The sequence below is a fragment of the [Pseudomonas] carboxydohydrogena genome, assembly GCF_029030725.1.
GTDB lineage: Bacteria > Pseudomonadota > Alphaproteobacteria > Rhizobiales > Xanthobacteraceae > Afipia > Afipia carboxydohydrogena.
This window is the reverse complement of the sequence record NZ_CP113162.1, coordinates 2,375,561-2,394,904: the sequence shown is the minus strand read 5'-3', so window position 1 is coordinate 2,394,904 and position 19,344 is coordinate 2,375,561. Positions and strand designations below refer to the sequence as shown.

The 19,344-nt window shown below is 63.6% G+C and carries 19 protein-coding genes; 8 read left to right on the top strand and 11 right to left on the bottom strand.

Features of this window, described 5'->3' with window-relative positions:
- Position 1: 1 nt before the first annotated feature.
- The 3 genes from ligD to pdxH form a co-directional block, all read right to left on the bottom strand.
- Positions 2–2,659: a DNA ligase D gene (gene ligD / locus AFIC_RS11560; RefSeq protein WP_275246382.1), complete on the bottom strand. Its 2,658-nt coding sequence runs from the start codon at positions 2,657–2,659 to the stop codon at positions 2–4.
- Positions 2,660–2,721: 62 nt separating this feature from the next.
- On the bottom strand, positions 2,722–3,477 hold the full coding sequence (locus AFIC_RS11555) for an SDR family NAD(P)-dependent oxidoreductase (RefSeq protein WP_275246381.1): 756 nt from the start codon (positions 3,475–3,477) through the stop codon (positions 2,722–2,724).
- A gap of 45 nt (positions 3,478–3,522) precedes the next feature.
- A complete protein-coding gene (gene pdxH / locus AFIC_RS11550; protein WP_275246380.1) occupies positions 3,523–4,158 on the bottom strand; it encodes a pyridoxamine 5'-phosphate oxidase in 636 nt (211 codons plus the stop codon).
- A gap of 15 nt (positions 4,159–4,173) precedes the next feature.
- Here pdxH and AFIC_RS11545 point away from each other — a divergent pair, with 15 nt between their 5' ends.
- The 4 genes from AFIC_RS11545 to AFIC_RS11530 all read left to right on the top strand — a co-directional run bounded on the left by AFIC_RS11545 (position 4,174) and on the right by AFIC_RS11530 (position 6,631).
- The gene (locus AFIC_RS11545) at positions 4,174–4,704 is read left to right on the top strand and encodes an RT0821/Lpp0805 family surface protein (RefSeq protein ID WP_420833333.1); all 531 of its coding nucleotides are present in this window, start codon (positions 4,174–4,176) and stop codon (positions 4,702–4,704) included.
- A gap of 83 nt (positions 4,705–4,787) precedes the next feature.
- On the top strand, positions 4,788–5,762 hold the full coding sequence (locus AFIC_RS11540; RefSeq protein WP_275246378.1) for a J domain-containing protein: 975 nt from the start codon (positions 4,788–4,790) through the stop codon (positions 5,760–5,762).
- Between the two features lie 85 nt (positions 5,763–5,847).
- Positions 5,848–6,144, top strand: a complete 297-nt coding sequence (locus AFIC_RS11535; RefSeq protein WP_275246377.1) for a hypothetical protein — start codon at positions 5,848–5,850, stop codon at positions 6,142–6,144.
- A 136-nt stretch (positions 6,145–6,280) separates the two neighbouring features.
- A complete protein-coding gene (locus AFIC_RS11530; RefSeq protein WP_275246376.1) occupies positions 6,281–6,631 on the top strand; it encodes a PRC-barrel domain-containing protein in 351 nt (116 codons plus the stop codon).
- 97 nt (positions 6,632–6,728) lie between these two features.
- On the opposite strand, the gene AFIC_RS11525 is transcribed toward AFIC_RS11530, so the two are convergent.
- Entirely contained in the window at positions 6,729–7,502 is a 774-nt protein-coding gene (locus tag AFIC_RS11525) for an anti-sigma factor family protein (RefSeq protein WP_275246375.1), read from the bottom strand.
- A 29-nt stretch (positions 7,503–7,531) separates the two neighbouring features.
- Positions 7,532–8,017: a sigma-70 family RNA polymerase sigma factor gene (locus AFIC_RS11520; protein WP_275246374.1), complete on the bottom strand. Its 486-nt coding sequence runs from the start codon at positions 8,015–8,017 to the stop codon at positions 7,532–7,534.
- Between the two features lie 223 nt (positions 8,018–8,240).
- On the opposite strand from AFIC_RS11520, the gene fabI reads away from it, so the two are divergent.
- From fabI to AFIC_RS11500, 4 genes are all read left to right on the top strand, one after another.
- Complete coding sequence (fabI, locus tag AFIC_RS11515) at positions 8,241–9,062, top strand: enoyl-ACP reductase FabI (protein WP_275246373.1); 822 nt, start codon at positions 8,241–8,243, stop codon at positions 9,060–9,062.
- A 148-nt stretch (positions 9,063–9,210) separates the two neighbouring features.
- Positions 9,211–9,810 (top strand): histidine phosphatase family protein, encoded by a 600-nt coding sequence (locus tag AFIC_RS11510; RefSeq protein WP_275246372.1) that lies wholly within the window; start codon positions 9,211–9,213, stop codon positions 9,808–9,810.
- Between the two features lie 239 nt (positions 9,811–10,049).
- Positions 10,050–11,132 carry a chorismate synthase gene (gene aroC, locus AFIC_RS11505; RefSeq protein ID WP_275246371.1) on the top strand — a complete coding sequence of 361 codons (1,083 nt, stop codon included), beginning with the start codon at positions 10,050–10,052 and terminating at the stop codon, positions 11,130–11,132.
- Positions 11,133–11,223: 91 nt separating this feature from the next.
- Entirely contained in the window at positions 11,224–11,838 is a 615-nt protein-coding gene (locus AFIC_RS11500) for a hypothetical protein (RefSeq protein WP_275246370.1), read from the top strand.
- 71 nt (positions 11,839–11,909) lie between these two features.
- On the opposite strand, the gene AFIC_RS11495 is transcribed toward AFIC_RS11500, so the two are convergent.
- The 6 genes from AFIC_RS11495 to AFIC_RS11470 all read right to left on the bottom strand — a co-directional run bounded on the left by AFIC_RS11495 (position 11,910) and on the right by AFIC_RS11470 (position 19,333).
- A complete protein-coding gene (locus AFIC_RS11495) occupies positions 11,910–13,592 on the bottom strand; it encodes a methyl-accepting chemotaxis protein (RefSeq protein WP_275246369.1) in 1,683 nt (560 codons plus the stop codon).
- Between the two features lie 226 nt (positions 13,593–13,818).
- Positions 13,819–15,072: a class I SAM-dependent RNA methyltransferase gene (locus AFIC_RS11490; protein WP_275246368.1), complete on the bottom strand. Its 1,254-nt coding sequence runs from the start codon at positions 15,070–15,072 to the stop codon at positions 13,819–13,821.
- A complete protein-coding gene (locus tag AFIC_RS11485; protein WP_275246367.1) occupies positions 15,072–15,803 on the bottom strand; it encodes a TlyA family RNA methyltransferase in 732 nt (243 codons plus the stop codon). The genes AFIC_RS11490 and AFIC_RS11485 overlap by 1 nt, the downstream gene beginning before the upstream one ends.
- 121 nt (positions 15,804–15,924) lie before the next feature.
- On the bottom strand, positions 15,925–17,841 hold the full coding sequence (dxs, locus tag AFIC_RS11480) for a 1-deoxy-D-xylulose-5-phosphate synthase (RefSeq protein ID WP_275246366.1): 1,917 nt from the start codon (positions 17,839–17,841) through the stop codon (positions 15,925–15,927).
- A gap of 219 nt (positions 17,842–18,060) precedes the next feature.
- Positions 18,061–18,312, bottom strand: a complete 252-nt coding sequence (locus AFIC_RS11475) for an exodeoxyribonuclease VII small subunit (protein ID WP_275246365.1) — start codon at positions 18,310–18,312, stop codon at positions 18,061–18,063.
- A gap of 88 nt (positions 18,313–18,400) precedes the next feature.
- Positions 18,401–19,333, bottom strand: a complete 933-nt coding sequence (locus tag AFIC_RS11470) for a histone deacetylase family protein (protein WP_275246364.1) — start codon at positions 19,331–19,333, stop codon at positions 18,401–18,403.
- Between the last annotated feature and the right edge of the window lie 11 nt (positions 19,334–19,344).

The window sequence follows — 19,344 nt, the reverse complement described above, 5'->3', positions numbered from 1 at the left end:
ATTATAGTCCGGTCTTTTTGATTGCGCTCTTGAGCGAGCGCGCGGCGCGGGCATAGTCCGTCCATGCCTTCGATGTCCTCACCAATCCGGGCACGGTGCGCAGCGTGAAGGTTAGCGGATCGAGACCGGGGCGCACCTGAGCCCATGTCAGCGGCATCGACACCGGCGCGAACTTGCGTCCCCGTGGCGAGAACGGCGCCACCGCCGTCGACATCCGGTCGTTGCGCAGGTAGTCGAGGAAGATCTTTCCCTCGCGTTTCTTCTTCGACATGTTGAGCAGATAGCGCTCCGGTTCGTCCGCCGCCATCGCCTGACACACGGCCTGCGCAAATGCCTTCGCCGTTTTCCAATCGATGCGATCCTTCTTCGCATCCTTCAAAGGCGTGACGACATGCAATCCCTTGCCGCCGGTGGTCTTGCAGAAATTTTCCAGCCCAAGGGATGAAAGGCGCTCATGCATGTCGCGCGCGGCCTTGATGACTTCGGTGAAGGCAACATCCGGCGCGGGGTCGAGATCGAACACCAGACGGCCCGGCACGTCTGGCTCGCCTTCGGCGCAATTCCATGGATGAAATTCGATGCCGCCGATCTGCGCCGCCGCGACAAGTCCTTCGATGCGGTCGATCTGGATATAAGGCTTGCGGTCGCCGGAGACGCGCACCTCGCCGATCAGGTTCGACATGCCGGCCATGGCGTGGCGCTGGAAGAATGTCTCGCCATCGATGCCGTCCGGCGCGCGGATGATGGAGCAGGGCCGCCCTTTGATATGCGGCAGCAGATGCGTGCCGATATCTTCCATATAGCGGGCAAGATCGAGCTTGGTGATCGGCTCGCCCTTGCCGTCGTCCGGCCAGAGCGGCTTGTCCGGTTTGGAGACGGTCAGGCCCATCACCACGGCGTTGCCTTTGGACGGCGCGCCTGCGGATTTCGCCGCGCGTGTTTTGCGCGGCACAGGCTTGGCGACGGTGGTGACGGCGGGCTCGTCTACCCGCACTTCGTCGGCGGACTTGTCCTTGCGCAGTCCCTTGAACGCGGCCTGCCGCACCATGTTGTCGCCGGTCCAGCCCGCGAATTCGATTTCGGCGACAAGCTCTGGTTTGACCCAGTGCACATCGGGGGTTTTCTTCGGCGCGTTGTTGCCGCCGAACGGATTCGTTGTTGAGCCGGCCTTCTTCAATTCCGGCATGATCCGCTTGACGACATCCTTGCCGTATCCGGTGCCGACGATGCCGACATAGGCGAGATGATCCTCGTGCGGCACGCCAACCATCAGCGAGCGGAATTTGCCGTCAGTGGTTTTCCAGCCGCCGATCACGACCTCGTGGCCGGCGCGGCATTTGGCTTTCCGCCAGCTTTCTGTGCGGCCCGAATGATAGAGCGCATCGGCACGCTTCGAGATGATGCCTTCCAGCGACAGGCGGCAGGCCGATTTCAGGATCGCGTCGCCGCCGCTCTCGAAGTGCTCGACATAACGGATCACGCCGCTGCCGGTGCCGTTCTTCAGGATTGCTTTCAGGTATGCCTTGCGTTCGCTCAGGGGTAGTCGCCGCAGGTCGGCGTCCTTGCTGAAAAGAAGGTCGAACGCGAAGAAGACCAGTTCATCAGTGTTGCTGTCGGAGAGTGCCGTTTGCAGCGAGGCGAAACTGGGATGCCCGTTGTGGTCGAGGGCGACGATCTCGCCGTCGATGATGCCGTCCGGAAGCCGCGCGGCGGCTTTCGCGATGGCCGGAAATTTCGCGGTCCAGTCGAGGCCCTTGCGCGTTCGCAAGGTGGCCTTCTTGCTCTCGACGCGCAGCTGCATCCGGTAGCCGTCGAATTTGATCTCGTGAATCCATTCGCCACCGTTGGGCGGGCGCGAGACGGATTTGCACAATTGCGGTGCAATGAAGTCGGGGAGTCGCTCTGCCTTGCGCGCGATCTTCGCCGGTGCTCTCCCTTTGGAGGGAGCGAGGGTCTTCGTCGCGGATTTCGCCCGCAGATTCGCGGCCATGCCCTGATTGGATTGCCAGACCCGGTCGGCCTTTGTGCGGCCTCCTTTTAAGCTGCCTTTGGCCGTCATGAACGGCGTCGGTCCGCGCCCCTTGCCTTGCGCGATCTGCGCCATCGTACGGCCGGAGGCAACGGAGCGCTCCTCGTCGAGAATGTCGTTCTTCTTGCCTTCGCGCGCGTATTCATCGCGATGCTTGATGAGAAGCCAGTTGGTGCGTTTGCCCCCGTTGCGGTCATGGCGCATCCGCACCAGCACCCATTCGCCGTGCAACTTTTCGCCTTCGAGCGCGAATTTCAGATCGCCTTTCTTGAAACCTGCTTCCGGATTGTCGCTGTACCAATAGCCGCGATCCCACAGCATCACCGTGCCGCCGCCGTACTGGCCCTTCGGGATCGTACCTTCGAAGTCGCCGTAATCGAGCGGGTGATCCTCGACCTCGACCGCGAGGCGCTTGTCCTTCGGGTCGAGCGATGGGCCGCGCGTCACCGCCCATGATTTGAAGACGCCGTCGAACTCGAGCCGCAGGTCGTAGTGCAGCCGGGTGGCGTCATGCTTCTGGATGACGAAGCGCGGCAGTTTTCCGCGCGTCACTTTCGCGGCACCGCTCGGCTCAGCGGTTTTCGTGAAGTCGCGTTTGGTGCGATAGACCGAGAGTTTTTTGCGTGCCACGGAGGAGCGCCTTGCGAGGAATGAGGACAAACCCGCAAGGCTGCGTTCAGGTTCCGCCTCGCTTAAACGTGCTGGCCGCCGTTGATGTGGATTTCCGCGCCGTTCACATAGGATGAGGTTTCGGTGCACAGCACATAGATGATCTTCGCCACTTCGTCGGGCGTGCCGAGGCGCTGCATTGGAATCTGCTGCTCGACGATCTTTTCGGTGCCGGGCGAAAGGATCGAGGTGTCGATCTCGCCGGGTGCGATGGCGTTGACGCGCACGCCGACCTTGCCGAAATCGTAGGCCATCTCGCGCGTCAATGCGGCGAGCGCCGCCTTCGACGTCGCATAGGCCGCGCCCGCGAACGGATGCACGCGCGAGCCCGCGATCGAGGTCACGTTCACCACCGATCCCTTGGTGGCTTTCAATTCCTCGATCAGGCCGCGCGCGAGAAACACCGGCGCGAGAAAATTGACGCGAAAGACTTTCGCCCAGGTGTCGTTGTCGGTCCTGATGGTGCCGAGCCGCCCGCCGCCCTCGGCCTTGGGCGAGATCGCGGCGTTGTTCACCAGCGCATGGAGCTGGCCGCCTTCGAGGCGTCCGCGGATTTCCTGAATCGCGCGCTCAGTGTCGGCGACATCGGACAGGTCAACCTGAATGTGATCCTCGGGGCCTGCGTCCCACGGGCACTGTTCGGGAAACGGATGACGCGAACAGGTGATGACCCGCCAGCCCGCGCTGGAGAAACGGATCACGGTCGCATGGCCGATGCCGCGGCTCGCGCCGGTGAGCAGCAGCGTGCGGCGTGGCTGATTGGAGGTTGATGCCGTCATGTCAGGATTGTTCACTTACAAGAGGTGAGACGCCAGTGGAATAGTTCAAGGATAGAGGCGTGTCCTGGTCCAGCCGTCGCTTTCGCGCTGGAACACGATGCGGTCGTGCAGGCGGAATGGGCGGTCGTGCCAGAATTCGATCGATTGCGGGACGATGCGCCATCCGCTCCAGCCCGGCGGGCGAGGGACTTCACCGATCGCATATTTCGCCGCGTTGAGCGCTATCGCCTTCTCGAAGGCGAGGCGGCTCTCCAGCGGCTGACTTTGCTTGCTCGCCCATGCGCCGATCTGCGACTGTTTCGGGCGGGTCGCGAAATAGGCGTCGGCTTCGGCATCGCTGACGGGGCTGACAGGTCCGCGGACGCGCACCTGACGGCGCAGCGACTTCCAGTGAAACAGCAGGGCGGCTTTCGGGTTCGCGGCCAGTTCACGCCCCTTGGCGCTATTGATGTGGCTGTAGAACACGAAACCCTCGGGACCGAGGCCGTTCATCAACACCATGCGGACGTCCGGCATACCGTCCGCGTCCGCGGTGGCCAGCGCCATGGCATTCGGGTCATTGAGCTCCGACGCTCTGGCCTCATTGAACCATGCCGTAAAAAGCTCAAATGGTTCAGTGCTTTCCGTAAAATCACCGGATGTTAACGGAGTCTGGTGTTGGATGGTGTCTGGACTAGTCATGTCTGGAGTACCGCGTTGCGTCCGACCGCGCCTTTCGATTGCGCGTCTCACCCCCCTTATACGGCATGCCGTCGCGCGGGGATATCGCCGATCCGCCGGATCGCGATGGTGATGGTGCTGGCCGGATTCAGCGCTTGCGCGGGCGGTTGCAGCTATCGGCTCGGCGATATGTTCGGAGGCGACAAGGCGAAGGAAACGCCTGCGGCTGCCGCCGAGGACATCACGGGATCGATCGTCCCGCTTCGACTGACCGACGATACCAGTCTGTCCGACAGCGATCTTGCGCTGGCGCGCAATGCGGCGTCCGATGTACTCACTCGTGGCACCAAGGATGCGAGCCAGCCCTGGGAGAATCCACAGACCGGCGCGCGCGGCTCGGTCACGCCATTGGCTTCGGCCTATACCGGCGAGGGCGGCCGGACCTGCCGGGACTTCCTCGCAAGCTACGTGCGCGGCACCAGCGAGGGCTGGCTGCAAGGCGAAGCCTGTAAATCGACCACGGGAGCCTGGGAAATTCGCAACATGAAGCCCTGGAAGCGGTCATAAAACGGTTGTAACGGAGCCGGAGCGTTCCCATTTAATGAGCGGGCCGTCCGGCCTAATCTTGTTGCCCAAAGGAGAGACCACGAATGCGCGACCCCTATGAGGTTCTGGGGGTGCAGCGAAGCGCAAGCGCTGCCGAGATCAAAAGCGCATTTCGCAAGCTCGCCAAGAAACACCATCCCGACGCCAACAAGAACGACGCGAAAGCGGCGGCGCGGTTTGCCGAAATCAATTCGGCGAACGAGATTTTAGGCGACGAGGCCAAGCGCAAGCAATTTGATCGCGGCGAGATCGACGCCGAAGGCAAGCCGCGCTTTCAGGGCTTTGAGGGCGCAGGCTCGCCGTTCGGCGCGCGCGGTGCTCAGGGCCGCGCGGGACCCGGCGGTTTTGAATATTCCTTCACGGGCGGCGGCCCGGGCGCGGGTGCCGCTGGCGCGAACAGTTTCGAGGACATTCTCTCCAGCATGTTCGGCGGCCGTGCGGGCGCGGGACCGCGCGGCGGGCGTGGCGGTTTTGAATTCGACACCGGCATCGGCGTCGATCTCGATGTCGCGGCGACGATGAGCGTGTCGCTGGAAGAAGCCGTGAATGGCGCCAGCAAGCGCATCCGCCTGCCGAACGGCAAGGAGCTCAATGTCAGGATTCCGGCGGGCGTGACCTCCGGACAGCAGATCCGCCTGAAGGGGCAGGGCGACACCGCGCCCGGCCATCCGCCCGGCGATGTGTTGCTGACGATCAACATCGCAGCCCATCCGTTCTTCAAGATCGAGGGCAATGATCTGCGCGTGGAGTTGCCCGTCACGCTGTACGAGGCCGTGCTCGGCGGCAAGGTGCGGGTGCCGACGCTGAAGGGCGCGGTCGAATTGACGATCCCGAAGAACACCTCCAGCGGCCGCACCTTCAGGCTGAAAGGCAAGGGCGTGCCTGCGAAAGGCGCGGGCGGCGACCTCTATGTCACCATTCGTATCGTATTGCCGGACGGCAACGATGCGGAGCTGGAAGCGCTGATGGAGAAATGGCGCACCAGCCATACCTACAATCCTCGCAGCGGGCTCGGTTAGGGCCGGGCCAAAAGATGGCAAAAATGAGTCTTTTGCGGCGCCCTCTGCGGGTGGAAACCGGCGCATTTATCCCTATATTCCAGGGATGAGCAAAACAGCCAAATCCCAAACTCCCGAACAGATCGCTCGCGCGGAGAAGCAGCGTGTCGCCCGTATCGAGGGTGACAAGGCGCTCGCCGATTTCGAACGCGAGGCGGTTGCTGTCCGTCAGAATATGGCAAGGCTGCGTGCCTTGCGCTTGGCGAAGGAAGCCGAGGAAGCGGAGAAATCTCCTCCGGCTGTGAAAAAGACAAAGGCGAAAGCCGTGAAGGACACGCGCACCAAGGCGCAGAAGCTGTCCGATTTTCTCGCGGCCCAGCGCGAGGCGGGACGCAGTACGTAAAGGTCTTAGCCTGTCATCATTCGTTGCTGCATCATGGCCTGAGCGACGCTCAGGCCATGATGCGTTTTGTCGCCTTCGCAGCGTTGGAACCCCGCCACCGGTGCATGCATTGACTCCCTGCCAAAAGGAGTCCGCCATGCCGACGAACCTCAATCGCTCGACATCCAGTCTGATCGGAAGCGATCGTGTGCAAGGCACATCGGTGTTCGATGCCAATGCCGAGAAGATCGGCGCGATCGAGCGCGTCATGATCGAGAAAGTCAGCGGCCGCGTCTCGTTCGCGGTGCTGAGCTTCGGCGGCTTTCTCGGCATCGGCGACGAGCATTATCCGCTGCCGTGGCCCGCGCTGAAATACAACGTCGAACTCGGCGGCTACCAGATCATGATTCCGGTCGAGAAGCTGAAGGCCGGCCCGAAATACGAGGCTGGCACCGAGTGGGATTGGGCCGCGGGCACGAAATCCGTCGGCGACTATTACGGGGCGTGAAGTCACCCGTCATTCCCGCGAAAGCGGGAATCCAGTTTGACGACTGGGTCCCCGCCTTCGCGGGGACGACGGCCAGTTAAATCGCAATGAATCGACCCTACAGCTTCTGCCCGGCCTGATCGGTCTGGTCGAACACCAGCCGCGCGACCTGCGTCAGCTTCTGCTTGTCGACCGGTCCCGCCACCACATAGCCGACGCCGTTGTCGGCCCAGTACATCGCGCCATCCTTGTCACGGGTGGCGTAGCGCATGTTGCTGGTCTCGTTGTTCGCGCGCGAGGCATAGATCGTGAATCGCTCTCCCGCCGCATTCTCGTACATGAAGAACGAGGCCGGACCGGTCGGGCCGGGCAGCAGCCTGCCGCCGACGAGCCTCAGGCCCTGCGCGTCGAGTTCGGGCGCGCGCACCTGCCATCCGCAGCGGTTGGACAGCCATTGCTGAAGATGAGCGCGTTCGCTCGCGGCGATTTCGACGGGATGACGCACATCCACCACGTAAAGCCGGTGCGCCTCCAGCGCGTCCCCGGTGAAACTTGCCATGGTGGATGACTGTGCGGTTGCGCCGCGCAGCGCATAGCCGGTACCGCCGCCGATGACGAAGGCGGCGAGCGTCGCGGCGACGGCCATGTAGGCCCACTGTCGCGGACGCTGATCGAGCCGGTCGAGCCTGAGGCGTGCCGGAATCGGCTCATCGGCCACGTCGTCATATTTCGCATGCAGCATATCGCTCATCGCGCGCCACTGGTGAACCCGCGCGGTATCGTCGGGATGCGTGGCGAGCCATGCCTCCACGGCCTCGCGGCGTTCCGGCGGCAGTTCGCCGTCCACATAGGCGTGGAGTTCGTCTTCGGTGATGGGGGTATCGTGAATCATCGCGGGGGTCTTTTCCAGAAGCACGGGGTTCACTTGACGCAGCGAAGCGCGGGGCGCTCGCCTTCGAGGACGGATCGGATTTGGGCGCGGGCGCGGGCGAGGCGCGACATCACGGTGCCCATCGGCACGCCCTGGATTTCGGCCACGTCGCGATAGCTCAGGCCTTCCAGCGCCACCAGCAGCAGCACCGCGCGCTGTTCTTCCGGCAGCGTGGCGAGCGCGCGGGTGATGTCGCGGCCCTCGGCCTCGGTGCCGGAAGGTTCGGGCGTGTCGCGAAGTTCTGTCAGCACCGGCTGCCGCGCCAGCGAACGGCGGCGGTTGCGGTTGAGGTTGGTCAGGATCGTGTAAAGCCAGGCGCGCAGATCGCCACCCAGAAACAGCTTCTCCGAGCGCAACGCCCGCACCAGCGTATCCTGCACGAGGTCATCGGCAAGATCCGCATCGCGGGTCAATGCCCTCGCATAGCGGCGCAGCGCGGGGATCATGGTCTCGACACTGTCGCGGAAGTCGGTCATGGACCTGTCTTGAGCCTGCAAAGGGGCCGCCTGGCCCGCGTATAAAGTTGGTTGTCAGCTATAACACCGTGAAAACACGTCTATTCCCGCCCTCACCGGCCTTGGGAGGAGGAGCGGTTACCGGCAGCCTTGGGTTCATCAAGTCTGGCTGATTCCCGCCTTGCCCGGCCAGACCGCCTATGCCAAGACGGGCCTCCATTTTCAGCCAAAACGGACAGCTTTCATGGCGGACATCACCGGCCTGATGCGCGGCAAGCGGGGCATTATCCTTGGCGTCGCCAACAATCGCTCGATTGCCTATGGCATCGCCAAATCCTGCCGGGACCAGGGCGCGGAGCTTGCGCTGACCTGGCAGGGCGATGCCCTGAAGAAGCGCGTCGAGCCGCTCGCCAGGGAGCTTGGTGCGATCACGCTCGGCCATTGCGACGTGACCGATGGCGCCAGCATCGATGCGGTGTTCGCCGAAGCGAAAAAACAGTGGGGCAAGATCGATTTCGTCGTCCATGCCATCGCGTTCGCCGACAAGGATGAACTCGACGGCCGCTATCTCGACACCAGCGAAGCGAATTTCTCCAAATCGATGCTGATCTCCTGCTACTCGCTGACCGCGATCGCCCAGCGCGCTGAGCACCTGATGACCGAGGGCGGCTCTATTCTCACGCTGTCCTATTACGGCGCCGAGAAATGGATGCCGCATTACAACGTCATGGGTGTCGCGAAGGCAGCACTTGAGGCGAGCGTGCGCTATCTCGCCGCCGATCTCGGCGAGAAGAACATCCGCGTCAACGCCATCTCGGCCGGGCCGATCAAGACGCTCGCGGCATCCGGCATCGGCGATTTCCGTTACATCCTGAAGTGGAACGAGTACAATTCGCCGCTGCGCCGGACCGTGACGCAGGAAGAAGTCGGCGACAGCGCGATGTATCTGTTGTCCGACCTGTCGCGCGGCGTCACCGGCGAAATTCATCATGTCGATTCCGGCTATAACGTCGTCGGCATGAAGCGGCCCGACGCGCCGGACATTTCGCTCGGCGGCAAGGACTAACAACGCTGTCATTGCGAGCCAACGGGCAGGCACGAATGCGCCGCCCGATGACAGGCTCCGCAAAGCAATCCGGAAAGCTGAGAAGACGAAGCTGGATTGCTTCGTCGCAAACGCTCCTCGCAATGACGACTCGCATTTAGAGAGACTGATGCCCAATCCCACCATCTACTTCATCCGCCACGGCCAGACCGAATGGAACGCCATCGGCCGCTTTCAGGGCACGAAGGACATTCCGCTGAACGAGCGCGGCAGGGAGCAGGCGGTTCGCGCGGGCGAACTGCTGGCCGATATCCTCAAGGCCGACGCGCACGATCCATTGAGAATGCCGTTCGTATCGTCGCCGCTCGGCCGCGCCCGGCAGACCATGGAGCTGGTGCGCGGCGAGGTCGGCGTGGCGCCGGATGATTACGGTCTCGACGACCGTCTGCGCGAGGTCGGGTATGGCCATTGGGAAGGTTCGACCCTGATCGAGATGGAGAAGTCCCATCCCGAACTGTTCGCCCGCAGGCAGGCCGACAAATGGAGCGTGCCGCCGCCGGGCGGCGAGAGCTATGCCTCGGCCGGGCTGCGCATGCGCGACTGGTACGATTCGCTGTTGCAGGACACGGTGGCCGTCTCGCATGGCGGCTCCTGCCGCGCGCTGATGGCCTCGCTTGAGATCGAAACGCCGATCAAGGCCGCCGAGATCTACATCGAGCAGGGTGTGGTCTACGTTTTCAAGGACGGCAAGGTCACGAAGCATAGTTGAGGGCGTTAGCCGCCTGCCTGCACCGTCTTTATCGTCATGCCCGGCCTTGTGCCGGGCATCTACGTCTTTCATCTCTTCGACATGGTTAAGATTTGGATGGCCGGGACGAAAGGACGTTTACGCCCGTCTTCGACAGCCTATGCCCGGCCATGACGACTGTTGCGATCATCGCAACATCCGGCTACGAAATGTAGCGATTTTCACGACATTTCGTAGCTTGTGCGGCCCGGATTAGCTCCATGTCCTTCAACACCTTCGGTCACATGTTCCGCGTCACCACCTTTGGCGAGAGCCACGGGGTTGCGCTTGGCTGCGTGGTGGATGGCTGCCCGCCGCGCGTCCCGCTGACCGTCCAGGAAATCCAGTTGGACCTCGACCGCCGCAAGCCCGGCCAGTCGCGCTTCACCACCCAGCGGCAGGAGGCCGATCAGGTCAAGATCCTGTCCGGTGTGATGGAGACAGAACGCGGGCAGGTGACCACCGGCGCGCCGATCGCGCTGATGATCGAGAACACCGACCAGCGCTCGAAGGACTATTCCGACATCAAGGACAAGTATCGTCCGGGCCACGCCGACTACACCTACGAGGCCAAATACGGCATCCGCGATTATCGCGGCGGCGGCCGCTCGTCGGCGCGCGAGACCGCCGCGCGCGTCGCGGCTGGCGCGATCGCACGCAAGATCATCCCGGACGTGAAGGTGCGCGCCGCGCTCGTTCAGATGGGGCCGCACAAGATCGACCGCGCCAACTGGAACTGGGATGAGGTGGCGCGCAATCCGTTCTTCTGCCCCGACCCGGTGAAGGCGCAATTCTTCGAGGAGTATCTCGACGACATTCGCAAAAGCGGCTCGTCGATCGGCGCGGTGATCGAGGTCGTCGCGGAGAATGTTCCGGCCGGATGGGGCGCGCCGATCTACGGCAAGCTCGACGGCGACATCGCGGCGGCGATGATGAGCATCAATGCGGTGAAGGGCGTGGAAATCGGCGCGGGCTTCGGCGCGGCCGAACTGCGCGGCGAGGACAACGCCGACGAGATGCGCCACGGCAACAACGGCCCGGTGTTCATGTCGAACCATGCGGGCGGCATTCTCGGCGGCATCTCGACCGGGCAGGCGGTGGTTGCACGTTTTGCCGTGAAGCCGACCTCATCCATCCTCACGCCGCGCCGGACGGTGGATCGTTCCGGCGCCGAGACGGATATCGTCACGAAGGGCCGCCACGACCCTTGCGTCGGTATCCGCGCCGTACCGGTTGGCGAGGCGATGATGGCGTGCGTGCTCGCCGATCACTTTTTGCGGCATCGCGGCCAGAACGGCGCGTGACACGCCGGTTCCCCGTTCACAACTAGCTGACCGGGGAAGGAAATAGAGCCTCGCACATTATCTCCACGGATATGGATGTGGAGGTTTAGCGATGTTCAGGAAAATCATGATGGGTGCGGCGCTGGTCGCCGCCGTGGCGGCGTTCGATCCCGGCGCGGCGCTAGCGCAGGGGCATGGACGCGGCGGTGGCGGCGGCCATATGGGCGGCGGCGCTCACTTCGGTGGAGGTGGCGGCGCACATTTCGGCGGCGGCGGTTTTGCCCGCGGTGGCGGAGGATTTAACAGCTTCGCGTCGCGCGGCGGCATGCGCAACAGCTTCGCGGCCACCAATCCGGGCGTGATGCGCAACGCGATGGTCAACCGCTCGTTCAGCAGCAATGCCATGGTGCCTCGCTCATTCAACAACGCGCGCGTGTCGCAGAACATGCAATATCACCGCTGGAACAATAGCGGTGGATCTCGCCACCACCATGGCGGCTGGTGGCGTCATCGCGGCTGGGGCTATGGCGCAGGCGGTCTGGCGCTGGGCTACGGCTACTATAATGGCTATTACGACGATTACCCGTACGACAGCGCTTATTACGACGGCGACTATTACGGTGACGATTACGCCTACAACGACGATTATACCGATCAGTGCTACCGCAACCAGCGCTATCACACCCGCACCGGCTGGCACGTGCGGACTGTGAATGTCTGTCAGTAAAGGCGGCGCAATAGCTGCAAATAAAAACGGCGGCCCGTGGGCCGCCGTTTTGTTTGCGATAGCTGTGCCGTTTATGCGGCGCGGATCTTGCTGATGAAGCCTTGCACCTCGACCTCGAGCCGGGTGCTTTCCTGCGCCAGCGACTGCGCGGCGGAGAACACCTGCGAGGAAGCGGCGCCGGTCTCGCTGTTGCCGCGGCTGACGTCGTCGATGTTGACGGCGACCTGCGAGCAAAGCTCGGCGGCCTGACGCACGTTGCGGGCGATCTCCTGCGTGGCGGCGCCCTGTTCCTCGACGGCGGCGGCAATGGCCGAGGAGATTTCCGAGATCTGGTCGATCGTCGCGCTGATCTCCTTGATCGTCACCACCGAGTCGTCGGTCGCGGCCTGCATGCCGGCGATCTGCGCGCCGATCTCGTCGGTCGCCTTCGCGGTCTGCGAGGCGAGCGCCTTGACCTCGGATGCCACGACCGCGAAGCCGCGCCCGGCTTCGCCGGCGCGCGCCGCCTCGATGGTGGCGTTGAGCGCCAGCAGGTTGGTCTGCTCGGCGATCGCGGTGATCAGCTTGACGACGTCGCCGATGCGGGCGGCGGCGGCGGAGAGTTCGCTGATGCTGGCGTTGGTCTTTTCGGCCTGCTGCACGGCGCGCTGGGCGACTCGGCTCGATTCCATGACCTGACGGCCGATCTCGCCGACGGAGGAGGTGATCTCCTCGGTCGCGGCGGCGGTCGACTGGATGCTTTCCGACACGGTGCGTGAGCCGTTGGCGGCGGAGGTCGACAATTGCTGGGTGACGTCGGCGGCCTTGGTCAACGTGCCGGCGGACGATTCCATCTCGGTGGAAGCGGACGAGAACGAGGCCACCAGTTCACCGATCATGCTCTCGAACTTGCGGGTGATGCCGTCCACTGCTTCGGCGCGCTGCATCTTGGCCGTCGCTTCCTCTGCGGCGGCGGCATCGGCCGCCTTCTTGGCGATCAGCGCTTCCTTGAAAACTTGCAGCGTGGCTGCGATCTTGCCGATCTCGGTTTTTGCGCCCTGATGCGGAATCTCCGGAGACAGATCGCCCTGGGCCAGCAATTGCATCGGGTGGACGACCGAGGCGATGCCTTTGGTGACGTCGCGCACGATCAGGAAGGCGGCGCCTGCGCCGAGCAGGATCAGGATGGCGAGTCCGCCGAGCGTGACCATGAATGCTCTTTCATAGCCGCTGGTTGCCGTGTCGCCGGCATGATCGGCGCCCTTGTCGTTGAAGACCACGATCTTGGCGAGAGCGGCATCCATGCCGCGGCCGACCTTCACGACCTTGGTGGCGTTCAGCTTGCGAGCTTCCGCGAAGTCGTATTTGCGGGCCGCTGCGATCACTTCATCGGCGCCCGCCCGGAAGGCTTTCCACTCGGTGCCGAGCTCATCGTACATCGCTTTTTCTTCGGCCGACGTAATGAGCTTGCCGTAGCCTTCGAAGGCTTTCACGAAATCGCGGGACCGCGCATCGATATTCTTCTGGATATCGACCATCTCCGTTTCATCTGGCCCGGGCAGGTAATCGCGCAAAACAGCCCGGAAGCGGGCTGCCTGGGTCCGCATCTCGCCGAGCAGGCGAATGCTGGGAAGCCAGTTGCCCCGGATTTCCTGGGTGGAGGCGTTGATCGTCCGCACCTCGATGAGGGAGTAGGTGCCCAGCGCGATGAGCGAGAGCAGCAGGACGGAAACGAGGGCGATGAGTTTGGCGCTGATCGAGAGCCTGGAGAGCATGGTCGAAGTCCTTGGGGCGGGTGAGCCTTGAAAAACGCGAAGCCGCATTGCCCGAAATGGGCCGGGCGGCGAGGAAATGGGTGGCGAGTTCCAGTCGGGCCGGGCGCCTCGCGAGAGGCGGGTCCGCGTGTCAAAGGTATAAAGTTAGTGTGAAATGTTGGTAAATTTATCTTCGTTCCGCCGCCGCGAGTGACATTTTTATGTCGATTTTCAGCAGCTTGGAGATTTATCGGCTGAAGCGCGCCACCAGTTCCACATGGGCGGTGTGGCGGAACTGATCCACCGGTGTCACCTCCCCAAGTTTGAAGCCGCCGCCGAGCAGGATGTTGGCGTCACGGGCGAAGGTAGCGGGGTTGCAGGAGACGGCGATGAGGTGCGTCAGCCGGCTGGCGGCGAGCTGGCGGCTTTGCGCCTCGGCACCCTGACGGGGCGGATCGAACACGGCGCAATCGAACTCCCGCAATTCCTGTGGCACGAGCGGGCGTCGGAACAGGTCGCGAGCCTCTGCCGTAAGCGGCTTCAATCCCTGCGTGGCGCGGACGGCGTCGTTCAGTGCTGCGATCGCGCGAGCGTCGCTGTCGAACGCGGCGACACGGAATTTCTCAGCGAGCCGCAGCGCGAACGGGCCGAAGCCGCAGAACAGGTCGGCGATCCGCTTCGCGCCCTTGCATCGTTCCATTACCAAAGCGGCGAGCGTGTCCTCGCCCGCCTGCGTCGGCTGCATGAAAGAGGCCGCGGGCAGCGTAACGCCCGCGCGGCCGACGCGCACGATCGGCGGCGCCTGAAGCAGCACGAGTTCGCCATGGCGCGTCAGCCGGGCGAGACGGTGCTGTTTCGCCAGCGCGGAGAGTTTCGCGAGCAGCGCGGTGTCGAGCGGGCCGGAGCCGCGCACGTCCACGTCGAGACCGTTTTCCGTGGCGCTGATCTGGATGTCGAGCGGTTTGCCGGCGGGCCTCAAGAGTTCGGCGATGGCATTGGCCGCCGGGATGGCGCCATCCATCGCCGGATCGAGAACGGGGCAATGCGTGATCGGCACGATCTCGTGCCGTCCTGCGGCGGCGAAGCCGACGCGCAACCCGCCGGACCCTTGATTCGATCCCTGCCGCGCATGGAAGGTGGCGCGGCGGCGGCCGCTGCCGTGCGCATCGACCAGAGCGCCGACCTCGCAGCCGATGCCCGCCTGCTTCAGCGTATCCACCACAAGCTGGCGTTTCCAGTTGCGATAGGCGTCCGTCTGCCAGTGCTGGATCGCGCAGCCGCCGCAGACGCCGAAATAGTCGCAGAACGGTGCGATCCGCTCCGGGCTTGGGGTGATGACTTCAACCAGATCGCGCCGGTCGGCGGGTCTGCCGGGCGACGCTTTGGTATCGACGATCTCGCCACCGAGCGTATAGGGGACGTAGATGTTCCGCCCGCCGTCGAGGGCGACGCCGTCGCCCTGCTGGCCGACATGATCGATGGTGAGGCGCTCCACCTGCATCAGCCGTGCTTTGCGCCGAGGAAGAATTCGCGATTGCCGTCGCCGCCCTCGATGGCCGAGGGAAACACCTCGATGTCCGTGCAGCCTTGCGCCGCGACGAAGGCCGCGATGTCGTCGCAGATGGTGCGATGCACGGCCTCGTCGCGGACGATGCCTTTCTTCACCTGCGCGCGCCCGGCCTCGAATTGCGGCTTGATCAGCGCCAGCATCTGCAACGGAGCGGCGGTGAAGGAGAACACCGCGGGCAAGATGAGCTTCAGCGAAATGAAGCTCGCGTCGATCACCGCGACATCGGGACGCTTTTCGAGGCGGCGGCCTTCGAGCGAGCGGATGTCGGTGTTCTCCATCGAGATGACGCGGGGATTGCCGCGCAGGCTGGGATGCAGTTGCGCAGTGCCGACATCGATGGCGAACACGAGGCTTGCGCCGTTGGCGAGCAGGACTTCGGTGAAGCCGCCGGTCGAGGCCCCGACATCGACGCAGACATGATCCTCGATATCGAGCGGATAGCGTTCAAGTGCGGCCGCGAGCTTGACGCCGCCACGCGACACCCACGGATGCGCGGGCTCGGCTCTGATGTCCGCGTCGGTTGCAATCGTTTCCGAAGCCTTGGCGACGACCTTGCCGTTGGCCGTCACCGATCCGGCTTCGATGGCGGCCTGCGCACGGGCGCGGCTTTCGAACAGGCCGCGTTCGACCAGAAGCACGTCAGCGCGTTTGCGTTCGGTCATTTGCTTAATCATCGGTCTTTCTCGTCATTGCGAGGAGGCGAAGCCGACGAAGCAATCCAGTTCAGCACTGCCTGCTTCTCGCAGCACTGGATTGCTTCGCTCCGCTCGCAATGACGCGATGTTACGCCAATTTGCTGGACGGCGCACTCTTGCCTAGCGCCTCGAACACCTTGGCGACGATGGCTTTCGCATCCAGCCCGGCCTGTTCGTACATCTTCGCAGGAGAATCCTGATCGATGAAGATGTCGGGCAGCACCATCGAGCGGACCTTCACGCCCTTGTCGAGCGCGCCGTGATCGGCCAGCGTCTGGATGACATGAGTGCCGAAGCCGCCGATCGAGCCTTCCTCGACCGTGATCAGCACCTCGTGCGAGCGCGCGAGTTTCAGCGCGAGATCAACATCGAGCGGCTTGAGGAAGCGTGCGTCGGCGACGGTGGTGGACAGGCCCTGGGCTTCGAGTTCGTCGGCGGCCTTCAGGCATTCGCCAAGACGGGTGCCGAACGAGAACAGCGCGATCTTGTTGCCTTCGCGCAGGATACGGCCCTTGCCGATCTCGAGCGGTACGCCGACATCGGGCAATTCGAGACCGAGGCCTTCGCCGCGCGGATAGCGCAGCGCGCTCGGCGCGTTGTCGATGGCGACCTGCGTTGCGACCATGTGTACGAGGTCGGCCTCGTCACCGGCGGCCATGATGATGAGGTTCGGCAGGCAGCCCAGATAGGTGTTGTCGAACGCACCCGCATGGGTCGGGCCGTCGGCGCCGACAAGGCCCGCGCGGTCGATGGCGAAGCGAACGGGGAGATTCTGGATCGCGACGTCGTGCACCACCTGATCGTAGCCGCGTTGCAGGAAGGTGGAGTACAGCGCGCAGAACGGCTTGTAGCCCTCGGTGGCAAGGCCCGCCGCGAAGGTCACCGCATGCTGCTCGGCGATGCCGACATCGAAGGTGCGCTCCGGAAACGATTTCGCGAAAATATCGACGCCGGTGCCGCCCGGCATCGCGCCGGTGATGGCGACGATCCTGTCGTCCTTTTGCGCTTCCCTGGTGAGGCTGTTGCCGAACACCGAGGTGTAGGAGGGGGCGTTCGACTTCGCCTTGAACTGCTTGCCGGTGGCGACATCGAACTTCACCACGCCATGATATTTGTCGTCGGATTCCTCCGCAGGCGCATAGCCCTTGCCCTTCTTGGTGACGACATGGATCAGCACCGGGCCGGTGCCATTATCACGCACGTTGGTCAGCACGGGCAGCAGATGGTCGAGGTTGTGGCCGTCGATCGGCCCGACATAGAACAGGCCAAGTTCCTCGAACAGCATGCCGCCCGCAACCATGCCGCGCGCGTATTCCTCCGCGCGCAACGCGCGGTCCTGAAAGAATTTCGGCATCCGGTGGGCGATGTTTTTCAGAATCTCGCGCGCGGTGCCGTAGGTCTGGCTCGAGATCAGCCGTGCCAGATAGGCGGACATCGCGCCCACGGGCGGGGCGATCGACATATCGTTGTCGTTGAGGATGACGATGAGGCGCGAGTTCAGCGCGCCCGCATTGTTCATCGCCTCATAGGCCATGCCCGCCGACATCGAGCCATCGCCGATCACGGCGATGACGTTGTTGTTGCCCTGCTGCAAATCGCGCGCGACCGCCATGCCGAGACCGGCGGAAATCGATGTCGAGGAATGCGCGGTGCCGAATGCATCGTATTCGCTCTCGGCGCGCTTGGGAAAACCGGACAGGCCGCCGCCCTGACGCAGCGTGCGGATGCGGTCGCGGCGTCCGGTGAGGATCTTGTGCGGGTAGGCCTGATGGCCGACGTCCCAGATGATGCGGTCGTCGGGTGTGTTGAACACGTAGTGCAGCGCGACCGTCAGTTCGACCACGCCGAGGCCAGCGCCGAGATGGCCGCCGGTGACGGAGACAGCATCGACCATTTCGCGGCGCAATTCGTCCGCGACCTGCGGCAACTGCTCGGGCGAGAGGGCACGCAGTTTGTCGGGGGTTGGGATGGTATCGAGCAACGGGGTCGTGCTGGTCTGAGACACGGGCGGGCCTTGCGGAAATGATGGGGAACGGTCGTCTGGCCTGTGGCCGCGCCGTGTATCGGCAGGCTTTATACCAATTCCAAAGTCATGCCAATGCGCCGGAACCCCGGAAAATAGGAGGTGCCTCTCCCTCTCGCTGTGGGGGAGAGGGGCTAGTTCAGGTGACGAAAGCCAGCCCTGCGCGGGGGCGACATCGCTATTGTCCTGCCTTAGTGACGATCACCGCACGTCGAGCGGTTCGGTGCCCACTGCCGCGCCGGAGGCGTCCGTGGTGATCTTGTCGACCCGCGCCTCGGCGAGCCGCAGCAGTTCCTCGCAGCGCCGCTTCAGCGTTTCGCCGCGCTCGTAGATCGCGACCGATTCTTCCAGCGGCACCTTGCCGTCTTCCAGTCGCTTGACGATGGATTCAAGTTCCTCGATCGCGCGTTCGAAAGTCATTGTCTTGACGTCGGCGTGGCTGTTACTGGCCATAGAGTGTTCCCCGGTCGATTCTGTGGCGCTTCTCAAAGCGTAGGTCTGATTTGCGGACGCAATGTGGCGCGGTTTGGTGTGGCGTGGTTCAGTGTCCCATCAGGGCACTGACATGCTCGACGATCGAATCGTGCAGGCCCTGCAAATCGTAGCCGCCTTCCAGCACCGAGACGATACGTCCGCCCGCGCTCTTGTCGGCGACATCCATCAGCTTCTTCGTCACCCATCCGAAATCCTTCTCGTCGAGCTGGATGTTGGCGAGCGGATCGCGCCAGTGCGCGTCGAAGCCCGCCGAAATGATGACGAGCTCGGGCGAGAACTTCTCGAGTTGCGGCAGGATCACGCCCTCGAACGCCTCACGGAATTTCGGGCCGCCTTCGCCCGGCCGCATCGGTGCGTTGACGATGGTGTCATGCTCGCCGCGCTCCTGCGTGGCGCCGGTGCCGGGAAAGAGCGGCATCTGATGCGTGGAGCAATACATCACGGTGGGATCGGCCCAGAAAATATCCTGCGAGCCGTTGCCGTGATGCACGTCGAAATCGACCACGGCGACGCGGCCGATGCCGTGCTTCTTCTGCGCGTAGCGCGCGGCGATTGCGGCCTGATCGAAGATGCAGAAGCCCATCGCGCGGTTGCGCTCGGCGTGGTGGCCGCAGGGACGGGTGCCGACGAACACGTTCTGCGCCTTGCCTGACACGACCGCATCGATGCCCGCGTTGGCGCCGCCGACGCCGCGCATCGCGGCTTCCCATGTGCCGGGCGACATCATGGTGTCGCCGTCGATGTAGACGATGCCTTCTTTCGGCGCCATCTCGCGGATTTCATCGACGTAGCTTTCGTCGTGGCATAGCGTGACGGTCTCGATATCGCCCATCGGCGCTTCCTCACGCACCAGCGGCTTGAAGATGTCCTGGCTCAGCGCCTTCTCCATCGCGCGGATGCGGTCGGGACGCTCCGGATGGCCTTCGCTCACCTTGTGATTGAGCGAGGAAGCGGTATGCGTCAGCAGAAGAGTGGACATGGACAATCCTT